Here is a 15,454-nt window from a genome sequence, read left to right on the forward strand (position 1 = left end):
CGGCCTCAAGCGGGAATAAGCCTGCGGCTTACTCGGCGAGGTCCTGCTCCTCAATGGTCTGGTTGTGGTTGGTAAACACGCAGATATCGCCGGCGATACCCAGGGCGGTCTCGACGATTTCACGGGCCGACAGGTCGGTTTTCTTCAGCAGTGCGCTGGCTGCCGCTTGGGCATAGCCACCACCGGAACCCATGGCGATCAGGCCATGCTCGGGTTCAACCACGTCGCCGTTACCGGTGATGATCAGGGAAGCGTCTTTGTTCGCGACGGCGAGCATGGCTTCCAGGCGGCTGAGGGAGCGGTCGGTGCGCCATTCTTTGGCAAGTTCGACAGCGGCGCGCACCAGGTGGCCTTGGTGTTTCTCAAGCTGGCCTTCGAAACGCTCGAACAGGGTAAAGGCGTCGGCGGTTGCGCCTGCGAAGCCGGCAAGCACTTGGCCGTGGTACAGGCGGCGCACTTTCTTGGCGTTGCCTTTCATCACGGTGTTGCCCAGGGAAACCTGGCCGTCGCCGCCCATGACAACTTTGCCGTGGCGACGTACTGAAACGATGGTGGTCAAGGGGAGAGTCTCCACGCAGCGGGGCGAAAATGCCCTGATGGAAACTCATATGGGGGTGGCGAGGGGGATTTCAACCGTAGGAAGGCAGGGCGGACGAGTGGTGTTTATGGGTTCAACACTTACTTGAGCACGCTGCAAACCAAAGTGGGAGCTGGCTTGCCTGCGATAGCGGTGTGTCAGTCACTGAAACATTGACTGTCACACCGCTATCGCAGGCAAGCCATCTCCCACATTAAAACCGGGTTGGCTGCTGGATCAGCGGCTCTGGCGTTGTTGTAACAACAGGTTGCTAAAGCCTGCGCCCGCCAATTGTTTCTGCGCCACGGTCAGCTGTTCACGGTTGCTGAACGGCCCCACCAACACGCGATACCAGGTCGCGTCCTTCACCGTGCCGGACTCAACCGATACCGATTGGCCTAACAGAATGATCTGCGCGCGCACGCGATCGGCGTCTGCCTGTTTCGGGAACGAGCCAGCCTGCAGGAAGAACTTGGTCACCGGTGCGGCCTTGGTGGCGGCAACCGGCGGCGCGGGTGGCGGGGTGATCCCGGCCAGTGCAGCCTGGGCGCGGGCTGTGTCGATTTTCGCCGCTTCCGCTGGGGTTACTGGCGTGGTCGGCACCTGCGGAGTCGGCAGGGTTTTCTCCGGCACGGCGTCAGGTGGCACGATCACTTCCGATTCCGGCAGCAGCGTGTAGAAGTCGTACTTGGGCTTTACCGGTGCAGTCGGGCTTGGCGCGGTCTTGTTGGCCTCGGCAATCTTCGTGGCTTTTTGCTGCTCCTGTTTGACGCGCTTGACGTCATCGCCCTGGCCGGGCTCCAGCTTCATCAGAAATACCACGAAGGCGCCGACCGTCAGGCCAATGGCCATCCACAGCCAGCCCGGGATCGGTTGTTTAGCCGGAGCCTGATAGCGGCTGGCGCCGCGCTTGGGTGCAGGTTTTTTCTTGGCAGCCAACTTACATACGCTCCAGAGTTTCCAGGCCCAAGAGTTCCAGGCCTTGCTTGAGGGTGCGTCCAGCCAGGGCGGCGAGGCGCAGGCGACTTTGTTTCTGGGCTTCGTCGTCGGCGGTCAGGATAGGGCAGTTCTCGTAGAAGCTGGAGAACAACCCGGCCACTTCGTACAAATAGGTGCACAGGATATGCGGCGTGCCTTTGTCGCCGACGCTGTTGAGCACTTCACCGAACTGCGCGAGCTTGGCCGCCAGCTCCTGCTCATGGGCGGCGTCCAGCACGATCTGGCCTTCGACTTCGCTGAAGTCCTTGCCCAGCTTGCGGAACACGCCGGCCACGCGGGTGTAGGCATACAGCAGGTACGGCGCGGTGTTGCCTTCGAAGTTGAGCATCAGGTCGAAGTTGAAGCTGTAGTCGCTGGTGCGGTGCTTGGACAGGTCGGCGTATTTCACCGCGCCAATGCCCACCACGCGGGCGATGTTGCGCAGGTCGGCCTCGGCCAGTTCCGGGTTCTTTTCCTTCACCAGGTTGTAGGCGCGCTCCTGGGCTTCGGTCAGCAGGTCTATCAGCTTGACGGTGCCGCCGTCGCGGGTCTTGAACGGGCGGCCGTCGGCGCCGTTCATGGTGCCGAACCCCATGTGTTCCATGTGCATCGGGTGGGTGACGAAGCCGGCACGACGGGCCACTTCAAACACTTGCTGGAAGTGCAGGGCCTGGCGCTGGTCGACGAAGTACAGCGCACGATCGGCCTTGAGCACGCCACTGCGATAGCGCACGGCAGCCAAGTCGGTGGTGGCGTAGAGATAGCCACCATCGGCCTTGACGATGATCACCGGCAGCGGCTCGCCGTCGGCGGTCTTGAATTCTTCGAGGAACACGCACTGCGCGCCGTTGCTCTCGACCAGCAGGCCCTTGGCCTTGAGGTCGTTGACCACGTTGATCAGGTCGTCGTTGTAGGCGCTTTCGCCCATCACGTCGGCCATGGTCAGTTTGACGTTGAGCAACTCGTAGATTTCCTGGCAATGGGACAGGGAAATCTCACGGAAGCGGTTCCACAGCGCCAGGCACTCCGGGTCGCCGGCTTGCAGTTTGACCACCAGGCCACGGGCGCGGTCGGCGAATTCTTCGGACTCGTCGAAGCGCTTCTTGGCGGCGCGGTAGAAGTTTTCCAGGTCGGCCAGCTCGTTGCTGGTGATCGGGTTTTCCTGCAGATAGGCCATCAACATGCCGAACTGGGTGCCCCAGTCGCCCACGTGGTTCTGGCGGATCACGGTGTCGCCCAGGAACTCCAGCACCCGTGCCACGCCGTCGCCGATGATGGTGGAGCGCAGGTGACCGACGTGCATCTCTTTGGCCAGGTTCGGCGCCGACAGGTCGATGACCACGCGCTGGGTAGCGCCGGACTTGTACGCGCCGATCCTGGCATCGGCCAGGGCGGCGTCCAGGCGCGAAGCCAGGGCCTGGGTGTTCTGGAAGAAGTTGATAAAGCCAGGGCCTGCGATTTCGGCCTTGGTGACACTGGCGTCAGCCGGCAGTGCGGCGATGATTTTCTCCGCCAGGTCGCGGGGTTTCATGCCGGCCGGCTTGGACAGCATCATCGCGATGTTGCTGGCGAAGTCGCCGTGGGTCTTGTCGCGGGTGTTCTCCACCTGGATCGCCGGCGACAGGCCTTCAGGCAACACACCTTCGTTGACGAGTTGGGTGAGGGCTTGTTGGATCAGCTGGCGAATGGTGTCTTTCATGGTGTTCTCTTTCGACCGCAAGCGGCGGCGCGCGATGCGCAGGTGGAAAAACTGGGCATTATCCGTGGCGAGGGCGGGCTTGCCAACCGTTCAGACTATATGGCGGACCTGCGGGCCTCTTCGCGGGCAAGCCCGCTCCCACATTTAAGGGTATTCACATTTCATAATGTGGGAGCTGGCTTGCCTGCGATGACGTAATTACCCTCAATACAAATCTACCGGGTCTACATCCAACGACCATCGCACCTGCCGACCGCTGGGCAGTTGCTCCAGCTCAAGCATCCAGCGACTTAATAGCCGATGCAGCGGAGCGCGGGAGGTTGCCTGCAAGAGTAGTTGAGCGCGATAACGTCCGGCACGCCGCTCCATGGGCGCTGGCACCGGGCCGAGTAGTTCGATGCCGCTGAGGGCCAGTTCGCCCAATAAACGTTCGGCGGCGCTGCAGGCCTCATCAAGAAAGCCTTCGGCCTGCCCGGGTTTGTGGGCTTCGGCACGCAGTAACGCCAAGTGCGCAAAGGGGGGCAGGCCAGCAGCGCGGCGTTCGCTCAATGCCTGTTCGGCGAAGGCAAAATAGCCTTGCTCCGTCAGTTGAATCAGCAGCGGGTGATCGGCCAAGTGCGTCTGGATAATCACCTTGCCCGGCTCTTCGGCCCGTCCGGCGCGCCCCGCCACCTGCACGATCAGCTGCGCCATGCGTTCGCTGGCGCGGAAATCCCCGGAGAACAACCCGCCGTCGGCGTCCAGGATCGACACCAGTGTCACCCGTGGAAAGTGGTGCCCTTTGGCGAGCATCTGCGTGCCGATCAGAATGCACGGTTGGCCTTTCTGAATGGTGGCAAACAACTGGTTCATTGCATCTTTGCGCGACGTGCTGTCGCGGTCGACCCGCAGCACCGGGTAATCGGGGAACAGAATGCCCAGGCGCTCTTCGGCACGCTCGGTGCCGGCCCCTACCGGGCGCAAGTCGACTTTGCCGCACTGCGGGCAATGGCGCGGCACCCGCTCCACATGGCCGCAGTGATGGCAACGCAATTCGCCGTAGCGCTGGTGCACGGTCATGCGCGCATCGCAGCGCTCGCACTCCGACATCCAGCCGCAGTCATGGCACAGCAGGGTCGGCGCAAAGCCGCGGCGATTGAGGAACACCAATACTTGCTGGCCTGCGGCGAGGGTCTGGCCGATGGCCTGTTGCATCGGGCCGGAAATGCCGCTGTCCAGCGGGCGGCTTTTCACGTCCAGGCGCAGGAAGCGCGGTTGCTTGGCGCCGCCGGCGCGCTCGTTCATGCGTAGCAAGCCATAACGGCCGGTGTAGGCGTTATGCAGGCTTTCCAGGGACGGCGTGGCCGAGCCCAGCACAATCGGGATGTCTTCCTGGCGAGCGCGTACCAGCGCCAGGTCGCGGGCGTGGTAACGCAGGCCTTCCTGCTGTTTATAGGAGCCGTCGTGCTCTTCGTCGATGATGATCAGCCCGGGATTTTTCATCGGGGTGAACAGCGCCGAACGGGTGCCGATAATAATGTCCGCCTCGCCGTCCCGCGCCGCCAGCCACGACTCCAGGCGCTCACGGTCATTGACCGCCGAGTGCACCAGAGCGATGCGCGCGTTGAAGCGCTGCTCGAAACGCGCCAGGGTCTGTGGGCCGAGGTTGATCTCAGGGATCAGCACCAGCGCCTGCTTGCCGGCTTGCAGAGTGTCGCGGATCAGTTGCAAATACACTTCGGTCTTGCCACTGCCGGTGACGCCCGCCAGCAGGAACGCATGAAAACTGTCGAAACCGGTGCGAATCGCCTCATAGGCGGCGCGTTGCTCGGGGTTCAGCGGTAGTTCCGGCTGGGCCAGCCAATGTTCATGGCGTGGGTCCGGAGCGTGCTTGCGGATTTCTACCTCTACCAGGCCCTTGGCCAGCAGCAGGTCCAGGCTGTCTTTGCTCAGCATCAGCTTGCTCAGCAGCTGATGGGCCACGCCATGGGGGTGCTGGGCCAAGGTGGCCAGGGCTTCGCGCTGACGCGGGGCACGGGCGATGCGCGGATCGTCGAGGCGCGCGCCGGGCACCATCGACCAGAACCGCTCCTGGCGCGCTTCGGCCAGTTCGCCCTGACGCAGCAACACCGGCAGCGCCCAGCTCAAGGTATCGCCCAGGCTGTGCTGGTAATACTGCGCAGTCCACAGGCACAGCTTGAACAGGGCCGGCGGAAGCGGCGGCGTGGCGTCGAGAATGGCCAGTGCCGGCTTGAGTTTTTCCGCCGGGACTTCGCTGTGGTCCGTGACCTCCACCAGGATGCCGATCATTTCCCTGCGCCCAAACGGCACGCGCACGCGCATTCCCGGTTGCAACTGCGCCCGCAGCACGCCGGCCGGAGCCCGGTAATCGAACAGGCGGCGCAGGGGGGAGGGCAGGGCTAGGCGCAAAATGGCGTCGGGCACGCGGGGCATCTCATATAAAGGCAGGCAGTGGTGCAGGGGCGCGAGCCTAGCAGAGCGGGGATGGCTTGGGTATGCCACGGTTTTCTGATGAAAGGAGGTTTTTGGCCAGTAGCGCCGCTTGCGCGTTTAAAAAGGTCTGGTAGAATCCGCGGCCTAATTACGTGCGGTATTCGACAATAGTGTCGAGTGGCGGCACGCTAGCCCGAGGAAGTGCCATGAAAGCCGATATCCATCCAGCGTACGAAACCATCGAAGTGACCTGCAGCTGCGGCAACAAGTTCGAAACTCGTTCGAACCTGTGCAAGCCACTGGGTACTGACGTATGCAACGAGTGCCACCCGTTCTACACCGGTAAGCAGAAAACTCTGGACACCGGCGGCCGTGTACAGCGCTTCGCAGATCGCTTTGGTGCTTTCGGCAAGAAGCCTGCTACTCCAGCAGAGTAAGGCTCAAAAGCCTTATGGGCTTTTGCCAGCTGTTGAAAAAGGCGTCCCTTGCGGGCGCCTTTTTTGTGCCCGGGATTTGGCTGGCGACTGCTCAGGCTGCGGTATTCTGCCCGGCGCCAGCATCCATGGCGCGGGTAGACGTGCAGCGCGTGGTGGATGGCGACACCGTACGCCTCAAGGATGGCCGCAGCGTGCGGATGATCGGCCTCAATGCGCCGGAGACCGGCAAAAAGGGCCGTACTGACGAGCCGTTTGCCGTGGCTGCGCGCCAGCGTCTACAGGCGTTGGTGCAGGCCAGTGATGGGCGTGTCGGCCTGGTGCCGGGGCGCGAAGGCAAGGACCATTACGGGCGCACCCTGGCCCACCTCTACGGCGCCGATGGCGAGAATTTGGAGGCGCAATTGCTTGCCGAAGGCTTGGGTTTTCAGGTGGGCGTGGCGCCAAACGTAGACTTGGTCGCCTGCCAGCAGGCCGCCGAAAACAGCGCCCGCCAAGCGCGGCTCGGCCTGTGGCGCCAATCGCCGGTACAGACCGCGGCGCAACTCAAGCGCTCCGGGTTTGCACTGGTCACGGGCCGGGTCAGCAAGATCGAGCGCAATCGCGGCGGAATCTGGATTGAGTTGCACGGTTCATTGGTATTACGCATTGCACCCAATCTGATCAGCCAATTCGATGCAGCCCTGCTCAATGGTCTGCAAGGCCACACTATCGAGGCACGTGGCTGGGTGCAGGATCGCTCTCGTCGAGGAGGCTTGAAAAAAGGTCAATCGCGCTGGCTGCTGCCACTGACCGACCCCGTCATGCTGAAATCGACGCCTTGAATAAAAATTGTAGACATTTTTTATTTCGATTGTGAACAGTTGTAGCCCTTGTATCCCGTGGCTCTTGGCCAAAAGTCGTAGCCCAGGGCCCTTGACACCTGTGACTGCCCAGTCTTGTAGGGACTTTACGACACGCGTATCCTCGGCGGTCCGTCGACCAACAGTAAAAGCGGAATGCCGATATGTCTGATTTGAAAACTGCCGCTCTCGAATACCATGCCCATCCTCGTCCAGGAAAGCTGAGTGTAGAGCTCACCAAAGCCACTGCCACTGCCCGCGACCTGTCGCTGGCCTACAGCCCTGGTGTTGCCGAACCCGTACGTGAAATCGCCCGTGACCCAGAGCTGGCGTACAAGTACACCGGCAAGGGCAACCTGGTTGCAGTGATTTCCGATGGCACCGCGATCCTTGGCCTGGGTAACCTCGGCCCATTGGCATCCAAGCCAGTCATGGAAGGCAAAGGCGTGCTGTTCAAGCGCTTCGCCGGCATCGACGTTTTCGACATCGAAGTCGATTCCGAGAGCCCGCAGGCTTTCATCGACACGGTCAAGCGCATTTCCATCACCTTCGGTGGCATCAACCTGGAAGACATCAAGGCACCTGAGTGCTTCGAGATCGAAAAGGCCCTGATCGAGCAGTGCGACATTCCGGTATTCCACGATGATCAGCACGGCACCGCGATCGTTACCGCAGCCGGCATGATCAACGCCCTGGAAATCGCCGGCAAAACCCTGGGTGAGGCGAAGATCGTCTGCCTGGGCGCCGGTGCTGCGGCCATTTCCTGCATGAAGCTGATCATCAGCATGGGCGCCAAGCTGGAAAACATCTACATGGTCGACAGCAAGGGCGTGATCCAGTCCGAGCGTACCGACCTGAACCAATACAAGGCGATGTTTGCCCACCCGTCCTCCAAGCGCACCCTGGCTGACGCCCTCGACGGTGCCGACGTGTTCGTTGGCCTGTCCGGCCCGAACCTGCTGAGCGCTGAAGGCCTCAAATCCATGGCGCCGAACCCTATCGTGTTCGCCTGCTCCAACCCGGATCCGGAAATCGCTCCTGAGCTGGCCCACGCCACCCGCAGCGACGTGATCATGGCCACCGGCCGTTCGGACTACCCGAACCAGGTCAACAACGTACTGGGCTTCCCGTTCATCTTCCGTGGTGCTCTGGACGTTCGCGCCAAGCGCATCAACGAAGAAATGAAAGTAGCGGCCGCCAACGCCCTGCGTGAACTGGCCAAGCTGCCGGTGCCTCAGGATGTCTGCGACGCCTACGGCGGTGCCAAGCTGGAGTTCGGTCGTGAGTACATCATTCCAAAACCAATGGACAAGCGCCTGATCACCCTGATCTCCGATGCCGTGGCCAAGGCTGCGATCGAGACCGGTGTGGCAACCCTGCCGTATCCGAAGAACTACCCGCTGCAAAGCGTGGATGATGTGTTCAACGGCTAAGCCGTTTAGCGCACCAACAAAAAGCCCCGGCTCTCGCGAGTCGGGGCTTTTTGTTGGCTGGCAATTATCTCAAGAGTTAAACGTACATTCGCCCTCTGTAGGAGCGAGCTTGCTCGCGAAAAACGTCAACGATAACGCGTGCTGTCTGAATGAACGCGGCGCCTGTCAGTTTTTCGCGAGCAAGCTCGCTCCTACAGGCGTTAGGGCAAGCCCTCTCTTACATTTACAGCTATGTCGCGTCTTGGATCGGGTTAGAACAAATCGATCGGCGCACCTTCATCCGCCGGTAGCGGGCTGCCCGGTGCAACGCCATTGCCCAGTTCGTTGACTGACGGCGGCGTGTCTTCGCTCTTGAACAGTTCGAAGTAGGCATTCGGCGTGCTCGGCGAAGCCGCACGGCCGCTGATCGGGTCAATGCGCAGGCTCAGGATGCCTTCCGGCTCCGGCTGGGTGTGCAGCGGCTTGTCCTTGAGCGCGGCGCCCATGTAGCTCATCCAGATCGGCAGCGCGACGGTGCCGCCAAACTCACGGCGGCCCAGGCTTTCCGGCTGGTCGTAGCCCGTCCATACCGTGGTCACATAGTCGCCGTTATAACCGGAGAACCAGGCATCCTTGGATTCGTTGGTGGTACCGGTCTTGCCGGCGATGTCCGCACGGCCCAGGGCCAGTGCGCGGCGGCCGGTACCCTTCTTGATTACGTCTTGCAGGATGCTGTTGAGGATATAGGTGGTACGGCCATCCACGATGCGCTCGGCAACTGCTGGCGCTTGCGGTTCGGCGGGTGCGCCGGCGTTTGCGGCCGCTGGCGTACCTGGCGCACCTGGCGTCGGCTCGATGGTGATACCGCCGTTGCTCGGTGCCGCCAGCCCGTCGGTTGCGGCCACGCCATTGACCACATCACCGGGCACCCGTGGCGGGTTGGCGGTGAACAGGGTGTCGCCGTTGCGGCTTTCGATCTTGTCGATCAGGTACGGCGCGATCTTGTAGCCGCCGTTGGCAAAGGTGCTCCAGCCGGTGGCGATTTCCATCGGCGTCAGGGTTGCGGTACCCAGCGCCAGCGACAGGTTGGGCGGCAGGTCCGACTTGGCGAAGCCGAAGCGCGTCATGTAGTCGATGGTCTTGCCCACGCCCATGGCCTGCAACAGGCGGATCGACACCAGGTTGCGCGACTTGTACAGCGCCTCGCGGATGCGGATCGGACCCAGGAAGGTGTTGTTGTCGTTCTTCGGACGCCAGACCTTGTCCAGGTATTCGTCGACAAACACGATCGGCGCGTCGTTGACCAGGCTGGCGGCGGTGTAGCCGTTGTCCAGGGCGGCGCTGTAGACGAATGGCTTGAAGCTTGAACCCGGCTGGCGCTTGGCCTGGATCGCGCGGTTGTAGTTGCTCTGCTCAAAGGCAAAGCCGCCTACCAGCGCGCGGATTGCGCCGTTCTGCGGATCAAGGGATACCAGGGCGCCCTGGGCAATTGGCACCTGGCTGAATTTGAGGCTGTCATCCTTCTGGCGTTGCACGCGGATCAAATCACCCACCTTGGCCACGTCGGACGGTTGCTTGGGCATCGGGCCCATGCTGTTGGTGTTTAGGAACGGGCGCGCCCATTTCATGCTGTCCCAGGCCACGTGGGCTTCGCCAGCGCGGGTCAACACTTGGATACCGTCTTTGGTCACCTCGGTGACGATGGCCGGCTCCAGGCCGCTGATCGAGCGCTGTTTGCCCAGTTCGGTGGTCCAGGCACTCAGGGTCTTGCCCGGCAGGCGCGACTCGGGGCCGCGGTAGCCGTGACGCTGATCATAAGTGATCAAGCCTTCATGCACCGAGTGGTTGGCGATTTCCTGCAAGTTGCTCGGAACCGTCGTGGTCACGCGAAAGCCTTCGGTGTAGGCATCGCTGCCATAACGGCCAACCATTTCGGCACGGGCCATTTCGGCGATATACGGCGCATTCACTTCCGGCGTCGGCACGTGATAACTGGCGTTCAGCGGCTCGGCCACGGCGCTTTCGTAAGCGGCCTGGTCGATCTTGCCCAACTTGTACATGCGACCCAGGATCCAGTCGCGACGTTCTTTGCTGCGCGCCGGGTTGGCCAGCGGGTTGAAGCGCGACGGCGCCTTGGGCAGGCCGGCAATCATGGCCATCTGCGCAAGGCTGGCGTCACGAATCGACTTGCCATAGTAGACCTGGGAGGCGGCCTCAATGCCGTAGGCACGGTTGCCCAGGTAGATCTTGTTGACGTACAGCTCCAGGATTTCGTCCTTGGTCAGCTGACGTTCAATCTGCAGCGCCAGCAGGATCTCGGTGGCTTTACGCGAAAAACTGCGCTCGCTGGTGAGGAAGAAGTTCTTCGCCACCTGCATGGTGATGGTGCTGCCGCCGGATTGAATGTGTCCGCTTTTTACCAACTGCGTGGCTGCTCGCACCAGGCTGCTGGGGTCGACGCCGTAGTGGTTGGCGAAATTGTCATCTTCTGCCGACAGCAATGCGCTGATGAAATTGGGTGGAATGTCGGCGAAACGGATCGGTGTGCGGCGCATTTCGCCGAACTCCGCGATCAGTTTTTCATCGCTGCTGTAGACCCGCAAAGGAATCTGCAACTGGATACTTCTGAGGGCCTCTACGGAGGGCAAACCCGGACTAAGGTAGAGGTAGGCCCCGCTGAGTACGAGCAGCAGCCCGCAAACGATGGCGACAATGGAGTACCCGAAAAACTTCAGCAGACGAATCAAGGCTTTTGGATTTCCAGAGAAAAGAATGAGTTACGCGTCGGGGATGCATGGCAAACGATGGATCGACCCGGGCAGCAGATAAAAAGCGGGAAAAAACGCTGGGCATTAAAGCATTTTTCAGCTTGGGGCGTCATTCGCGTGCCGCGAACAAGCCGACCGAATGCAGGGTGCCTGGCAGCAATCAATATGACAGCCGGTATGACAGGGAAAGTTTTAGGGAGTTTTATGGGAAAGGGATTTTTCAGGCGAAAAGCCGACACCGTCTTGGGTGTCGACATCAATGACAGCGGTATCAAGCTGATCGAACTGGGTCGTTCACCGGCTGGTTTCAGTGTCCAGGGCTATGCCACTCAAGCGCTGCCCGCCCATGCGGTGGTCGATGGCGCCGTGCTGGACATCCAGGGCGTGGGGCGCGCCCTGCAACAGGCGTTATCCTGCCTGCGCACGTCGGCCAGGCACGCCGCTGTGGCAGTGGCGGGCCCTTCGGTGATTACGCGGTTGGTCGAGATGGACGCGGCCCTTAGCGACGAAGAAATGGCCTGGAAGATCCAGATGGAAGCCGATCAGTTCATTCCTTACCCTTTGGATGAGGTGGCGATCGACTTTCAGGTCCAGGGCCCATCGGCCCAAGGGCCGCAGTGGGTTGAAGTGATGTTGGCGGCTTGTCTGCGCGAGCAGGTCGACGCACGAGTCGCAGTTTTGGCCCTGGCGGGGCTGGTGCCGCGGGTGGTCGATGTCGAAGGGTTTGCATTGGCGCGCGCTTGCCGTCAGGATTTTGCCAGCTTCACGCCGGGTCATCGAGTCGATGGTGCACAATGGGCCGTGGATGCCCAAGGGATGGGAGTAGCTTGCGGGTTGGCCCTGAGGAGTTTCGCTGGATGACACGAATCAATCTTTTGCCTTGGCGCCAGGCGCTGGCAGAGCGTAAGCGCAGATATTTCATGGTGCTATTGCTGGCATTTGCCTGCGTGGCGCTGGCGGCCGTGTGGCTGGCTGACCAGGTGATCGACCAGGCAATAGACCGGCAGGTGAGCCGCAATAGTCGCCTGGGTGAGGATGTGGCTGCCCAGGATTCGCGCATCAGGACCATCGACGACCTGCAGGAGCGTAGCCAGCAAGTGGCCGAGCGTATGAAGGTAGTGCAGGACCTGCATGATTCCCGTTCTTCGGGCGCTCGATTGTTCGAGCAATTGGCTCGCGCAATGCCTGAAGGTGTCCATTTGCATGAGGTGGTCGCAAATGGCGACACCATCAGCATTCGCGGCACGGCTGAAAGCAACCAGGATATCGCCCGTTTGATGCAGCAGCTCAAGCCATCCCAGGGCTCCAGCTCGACTCGTCTGCAGCGCGTGCAGGCCGAAGGTGCACGTGGCGAAAGTGAATTTCAGCTGATGGTGCGCCAGGGGGAATCCAGCGAGGCGCAGCCATGAGCCTGCCCAGGCCCGATTTTCCCGCGCTCTTGCACAACGCTGCTAAATGGCCCTTGCCTGGCAAGGTCCTGGCTGGCTGTGGGCTGGCCGCTCTGGTGCTGCTGATGGGAGAGGTTGTGTACCTGAGCCCCTCGCGTGATCGACTGCACGGGTTCGAGGCGCGGGAGCAAGCGTTACAGCAGCAGTTGGCGGAAAAAGCCGAGCTGGCCGCCAGCCTTGAGGCGCGCACTGATCAGTTCAGGGCAATGGAGAACAAGGTCGCAGGCCTTCTAGGGCAGTTGTCCGGCCAGTCCGAGGTGCCTGCCTTGCTTGAAGATATCGCGCGATTGGCGGTTGCCAATGGGGTGTGGGTTGAAGGCATCACGGTGTTGGATGAAGAGCCTCGTCCGCTCTTTATCGAGCAACCCATGCAAATCGGCGCCACCGGGGCGTACCACGATTTGGCGGCATTCGTCGCTGCCCTGGGTGGGCTGCCGCGAGTCGTCACCGTGCAGGATGTTGCTCTGGGGCATGACGGCGCCTTGCTGCGTCTGAACATGCTGGCAAAGGCCTATCGGCGGACCACGCAAAGCGCCACGGTCCGCGAAGCGGTTGACCCGGGCCAGCCATTTGTCTACACGCCATCGTTTGTGCGCGACCCGTTTCAGCCGCCTGCGTTGCAAGTGACCCGTGTGCCGGGGCGACCGGCCCTTGCGCCGGATCTCGCTCGGCCACGGGGGCTGCTGGAAGGCATGACCATTGAACAGTTCGAAATGGTCGGCACGCTGTCGCTGGGGGCACAAGCTTTTGCCCTGCTGCGTGCCGGATCCAGGGTGCACCGGATTGCGGTTGGTGACTACCTGGGCCCGGACCATGGTCAGGTCACGGCCATTCAAGACGCGTCTATCGACCTGGTCGAGCGGTTTCCCGATGAACAGGGCGGCTGGCTTGAGCGCCCTCGAACCCTTGTGTTGAACGTCAACTCATAACGGAATAAAACAATGAAAAGGACTTTCTCGTCCTTCGGTGTGGCGCTATGGATAGCGTTCACGGCACCGATGGCTGCTGCTGTGCCCAATCGCCTGGACCTGACCCACCTGCCGCCGCCCGACAGTGCAGCGTCGGTCAGCTATACAGGCTCGCGGATGAACCTTAATTTTCAGAACATCGACCTGCGGGCGGTCTTGCAACAGATCGCCGATGTCGCCGGGCTCAACCTGGTGGCCAGCGATGAAGTGCAGGGTTCAATTACCCTGCGGCTCAAGGATGTACCCTGGGATCAGGCGCTGGATCTGGTGCTGCAAACCAAAGGTTTGGATAAACGCGTGAAAGCCGGCGTGTTGCTGGTGGCGCCTGCCGATGAGTTGGCCGCTCGCGAACTGCTGGCGCTGGAGTCGCGCAAGCAAATGGCGGAACTGGCGCCGCTGCGCCGGGAGCTGCTGCAGGTTAATTACGCTAGGGCAGCGGACCTGGCCAAGTTGTTCCAGTCAGTTACAGGTTTTGAGGGCGCCACGGATGAGCGCGGCTCGGTGGCGGTGGATGACCGCACCAACAACATCATCGCCTACCAGACCGGCGAACGGCTCGAAGAGCTGCGGCGCATCGTGGCGCAACTGGATATTCCCGTGCGCCAAGTGATGATCGAGGCGCGAATTGTCGAGGCCAATGTCGACTACGACAAAAGCCTGGGCGTGCGCTGGGGTGGGCGGCTCAGTCGTGGCGGTGCAGGTGTGGGAGGTATTTCCAAGCCTGTGGCAGGCGGTGCCGAGCCGCCGCAAAACCCGCCCAGCTCCCCGTTTGTCGACTTGGGTTCGCTGGCCGGCACCTCGGGCCTGGGTGTGGCCTACATCACCGACAATCTGTTGCTGGACCTTGAGCTGACGGCCATGGAAAAAACCGGCAACGGCGAAATCGTCTCCCAGCCCAAGGTGGTCACCTCCGACAAAGAGACCGCACGCATCCTCAAGGGCACCGAAATTCCCTATCAGGAGTCCACCTCCCAGGGCGCTACTTCGGTGTCGTTCAAGGAGGCTTCGCTTTCGCTGGAGGTCACGCCGCAAATCACCCCCGACGATCATGTGATCATGGCGGTCAAGGTCACCAAGGATGAGCCCGATTACTTGAACAGGCTCAATGACGTACCGCCGATCAAGAAAAACGAGGTCAACGCCAAGGTGCTGGTCAAAGATGGCGAGACCATCGTCATCGGTGGGGTTTTCTCCAATACCCAAAGCAAAGTGGTAGATAAAGTGCCATTTTTGGGCGATGTGCCGTATCTTGGCCGCCTTTTCCGGCGCGATGTGCTGGCGGAGAAAAAATCCGAGCTGCTGGTATTCCTGACTCCGCGTATCATGAATAACCAGGCGATTGCTGTGAGTCGTTGATTCTGTGCGAAATTTGATTCTTGTAGGGCCGATGGGGGCTGGAAAGAGCACCATCGGCCGTTTGCTGGCCAAAGAGCTGCGCCTGCCGTTCAAAGATTCCGACAAGGAAATTGAATTGCGCACGGGTGCCAATATCCCATGGATCTTCGATAAAGAAGGCGAGCTGGGTTTTCGTGACCGCGAGCAGGCGATGATTGCCGAGCTGTGTGGCTGCGATGGCGTGGTATTGGCGACCGGCGGCGGTGCCGTCATGCGCGATGAAAACCGTCGAGCGCTGTATGCCGGTGGTCGGGTCGTGTATTTGCACGCATCGGTCGAGCAGCAGGTGGGCCGCACCGCCCGCGATCGCAATCGCCCGTTGCTGCGCACGGCTAACCCGGAAAAAACCCTGCGGGACCTGCTGGCGCTGCGTGATCCGCTGTATCGGGAAATTGCCGATCTGGTGGTGGAAACCGATGAGCGACCCCCTCGGATGGTGGTGCTCGATATTCTTGAGCGTCTGCACCGGTTGCCACCCCGTTAAAGCCTGGCCCGAAATG

13 protein-coding genes are annotated in these 15,454 nt (G+C 61.3%); 8 read left to right on the top strand and 5 right to left on the bottom strand.

The window, feature by feature from the left end; genetic code table 11:
• Positions 1 to 28: 28 nt before the first annotated feature.
• From hslV to JFT63_RS19395, 4 genes are all read right to left on the bottom strand, one after another.
• Positions 29 to 559 (bottom strand): ATP-dependent protease subunit HslV, encoded by a 531-nt coding sequence (hslV, locus tag JFT63_RS19380; RefSeq protein WP_003171209.1) that lies wholly within the window; start codon positions 557 to 559, stop codon positions 29 to 31.
• A gap of 255 nt (positions 560 to 814) precedes the next feature.
• On the bottom strand, positions 815 to 1,516 hold the full coding sequence (locus JFT63_RS19385) for an SPOR domain-containing protein (RefSeq protein WP_005784023.1): 702 nt from the start codon (positions 1,514 to 1,516) through the stop codon (positions 815 to 817).
• Between the two features lies 1 nt (position 1,517).
• Positions 1,518 to 3,254, bottom strand: a complete 1,737-nt coding sequence (gene argS, locus JFT63_RS19390; protein WP_198844541.1) for an arginine--tRNA ligase — start codon at positions 3,252 to 3,254, stop codon at positions 1,518 to 1,520.
• A 204-nt stretch (positions 3,255 to 3,458) separates the two neighbouring features.
• Positions 3,459 to 5,678 (bottom strand): primosomal protein N', encoded by a 2,220-nt coding sequence (locus JFT63_RS19395; RefSeq protein WP_198844542.1) that lies wholly within the window; start codon positions 5,676 to 5,678, stop codon positions 3,459 to 3,461.
• A gap of 215 nt (positions 5,679 to 5,893) precedes the next feature.
• On the opposite strand from JFT63_RS19395, the gene rpmE reads away from it, so the two are divergent.
• The 3 genes from rpmE to JFT63_RS19410 all read left to right on the top strand — a co-directional run bounded on the left by rpmE (position 5,894) and on the right by JFT63_RS19410 (position 8,396).
• Positions 5,894 to 6,124, top strand: coding sequence for a 50S ribosomal protein L31 (gene rpmE, locus JFT63_RS19400; protein ID WP_049710411.1), 231 nt, complete (start codon positions 5,894 to 5,896; stop codon positions 6,122 to 6,124).
• Positions 6,125 to 6,138: 14 nt separating this feature from the next.
• On the top strand, positions 6,139 to 6,945 hold the full coding sequence (locus JFT63_RS19405; protein ID WP_198844543.1) for a thermonuclease family protein: 807 nt from the start codon (positions 6,139 to 6,141) through the stop codon (positions 6,943 to 6,945).
• 182 nt (positions 6,946 to 7,127) lie between these two features.
• Positions 7,128 to 8,396 (top strand): malic enzyme-like NAD(P)-binding protein, encoded by a 1,269-nt coding sequence (locus tag JFT63_RS19410; RefSeq protein ID WP_032893956.1) that lies wholly within the window; start codon positions 7,128 to 7,130, stop codon positions 8,394 to 8,396.
• Positions 8,397 to 8,647: 251 nt separating this feature from the next.
• Here JFT63_RS19410 and JFT63_RS19415 read toward each other — a convergent pair whose 3' ends face one another.
• A complete protein-coding gene (locus JFT63_RS19415) occupies positions 8,648 to 11,119 on the bottom strand; it encodes a penicillin-binding protein 1A (RefSeq protein WP_442963718.1) in 2,472 nt (823 codons plus the stop codon).
• Positions 11,120 to 11,347: 228 nt separating this feature from the next.
• Between JFT63_RS19415 and pilM the strand changes: the two genes are divergently transcribed.
• From pilM to aroK, 5 genes are all read left to right on the top strand, one after another.
• Positions 11,348 to 12,004 (top strand): type IV pilus biogenesis protein PilM, encoded by a 657-nt coding sequence (gene pilM / locus JFT63_RS19420; protein WP_198844545.1) that lies wholly within the window; start codon positions 11,348 to 11,350, stop codon positions 12,002 to 12,004.
• Complete coding sequence (locus tag JFT63_RS19425) at positions 12,001 to 12,552, top strand: PilN domain-containing protein (protein ID WP_057702498.1); 552 nt, start codon at positions 12,001 to 12,003, stop codon at positions 12,550 to 12,552. Before pilM ends, JFT63_RS19425 begins: the two co-directional genes overlap by 4 nt.
• A complete protein-coding gene (locus JFT63_RS19430; protein ID WP_198844546.1) occupies positions 12,549 to 13,520 on the top strand; it encodes a pilus assembly protein PilP in 972 nt (323 codons plus the stop codon). Before JFT63_RS19425 ends, JFT63_RS19430 begins: the two co-directional genes overlap by 4 nt.
• A gap of 69 nt (positions 13,521 to 13,589) precedes the next feature.
• A complete protein-coding gene (locus JFT63_RS19435) occupies positions 13,590 to 14,915 on the top strand; it encodes a type IV pilus secretin PilQ (protein WP_198844593.1) in 1,326 nt (441 codons plus the stop codon).
• A 4-nt stretch (positions 14,916 to 14,919) separates the two neighbouring features.
• Positions 14,920 to 15,438: a shikimate kinase AroK gene (aroK, locus tag JFT63_RS19440; protein ID WP_057702501.1), complete on the top strand. Its 519-nt coding sequence runs from the start codon at positions 14,920 to 14,922 to the stop codon at positions 15,436 to 15,438.
• Positions 15,439 to 15,454 lie beyond the last annotated feature (16 nt).

The sequence above is a fragment of the Pseudomonas sp. MF7453 genome (assembly GCF_016405455.1).
Classification (GTDB): Bacteria; Pseudomonadota; Gammaproteobacteria; order Pseudomonadales; family Pseudomonadaceae; genus Aquipseudomonas; species Aquipseudomonas paralactis.

Bases quoted from the DNA above. Each gene is read 5' to 3' on its own strand.
- JFT63_RS19410 (WP_032893956.1), top strand. From the start codon at position 7,128: ATGTCTGATTTGAAAACTGCCGCTCTCGAATACCATGCCCATCCTCGT.
- JFT63_RS19405 (WP_198844543.1), top strand. From the start codon at position 6,139: ATGGGCTTTTGCCAGCTGTTGAAAAAGGCGTCCCTTGCGGGCGCCTTT.
- rpmE (WP_049710411.1), top strand. From the start codon at position 5,894: ATGAAAGCCGATATCCATCCAGCGTACGAAACCATCGAAGTGACCTGC.
- JFT63_RS19435 (WP_198844593.1), top strand. From the start codon at position 13,590: ATGGCTGCTGCTGTGCCCAATCGCCTGGACCTGACCCACCTGCCGCCG.
- pilM (WP_198844545.1), top strand. From the start codon at position 11,348: ATGGGAAAGGGATTTTTCAGGCGAAAAGCCGACACCGTCTTGGGTGTC.
- argS (WP_198844541.1), bottom strand. From the start codon at position 3,254: ATGAAAGACACCATTCGCCAGCTGATCCAACAAGCCCTCACCCAACTC.
- JFT63_RS19430 (WP_198844546.1), top strand. From the start codon at position 12,549: ATGAGCCTGCCCAGGCCCGATTTTCCCGCGCTCTTGCACAACGCTGCT.
- JFT63_RS19425 (WP_057702498.1), top strand. From the start codon at position 12,001: ATGACACGAATCAATCTTTTGCCTTGGCGCCAGGCGCTGGCAGAGCGT.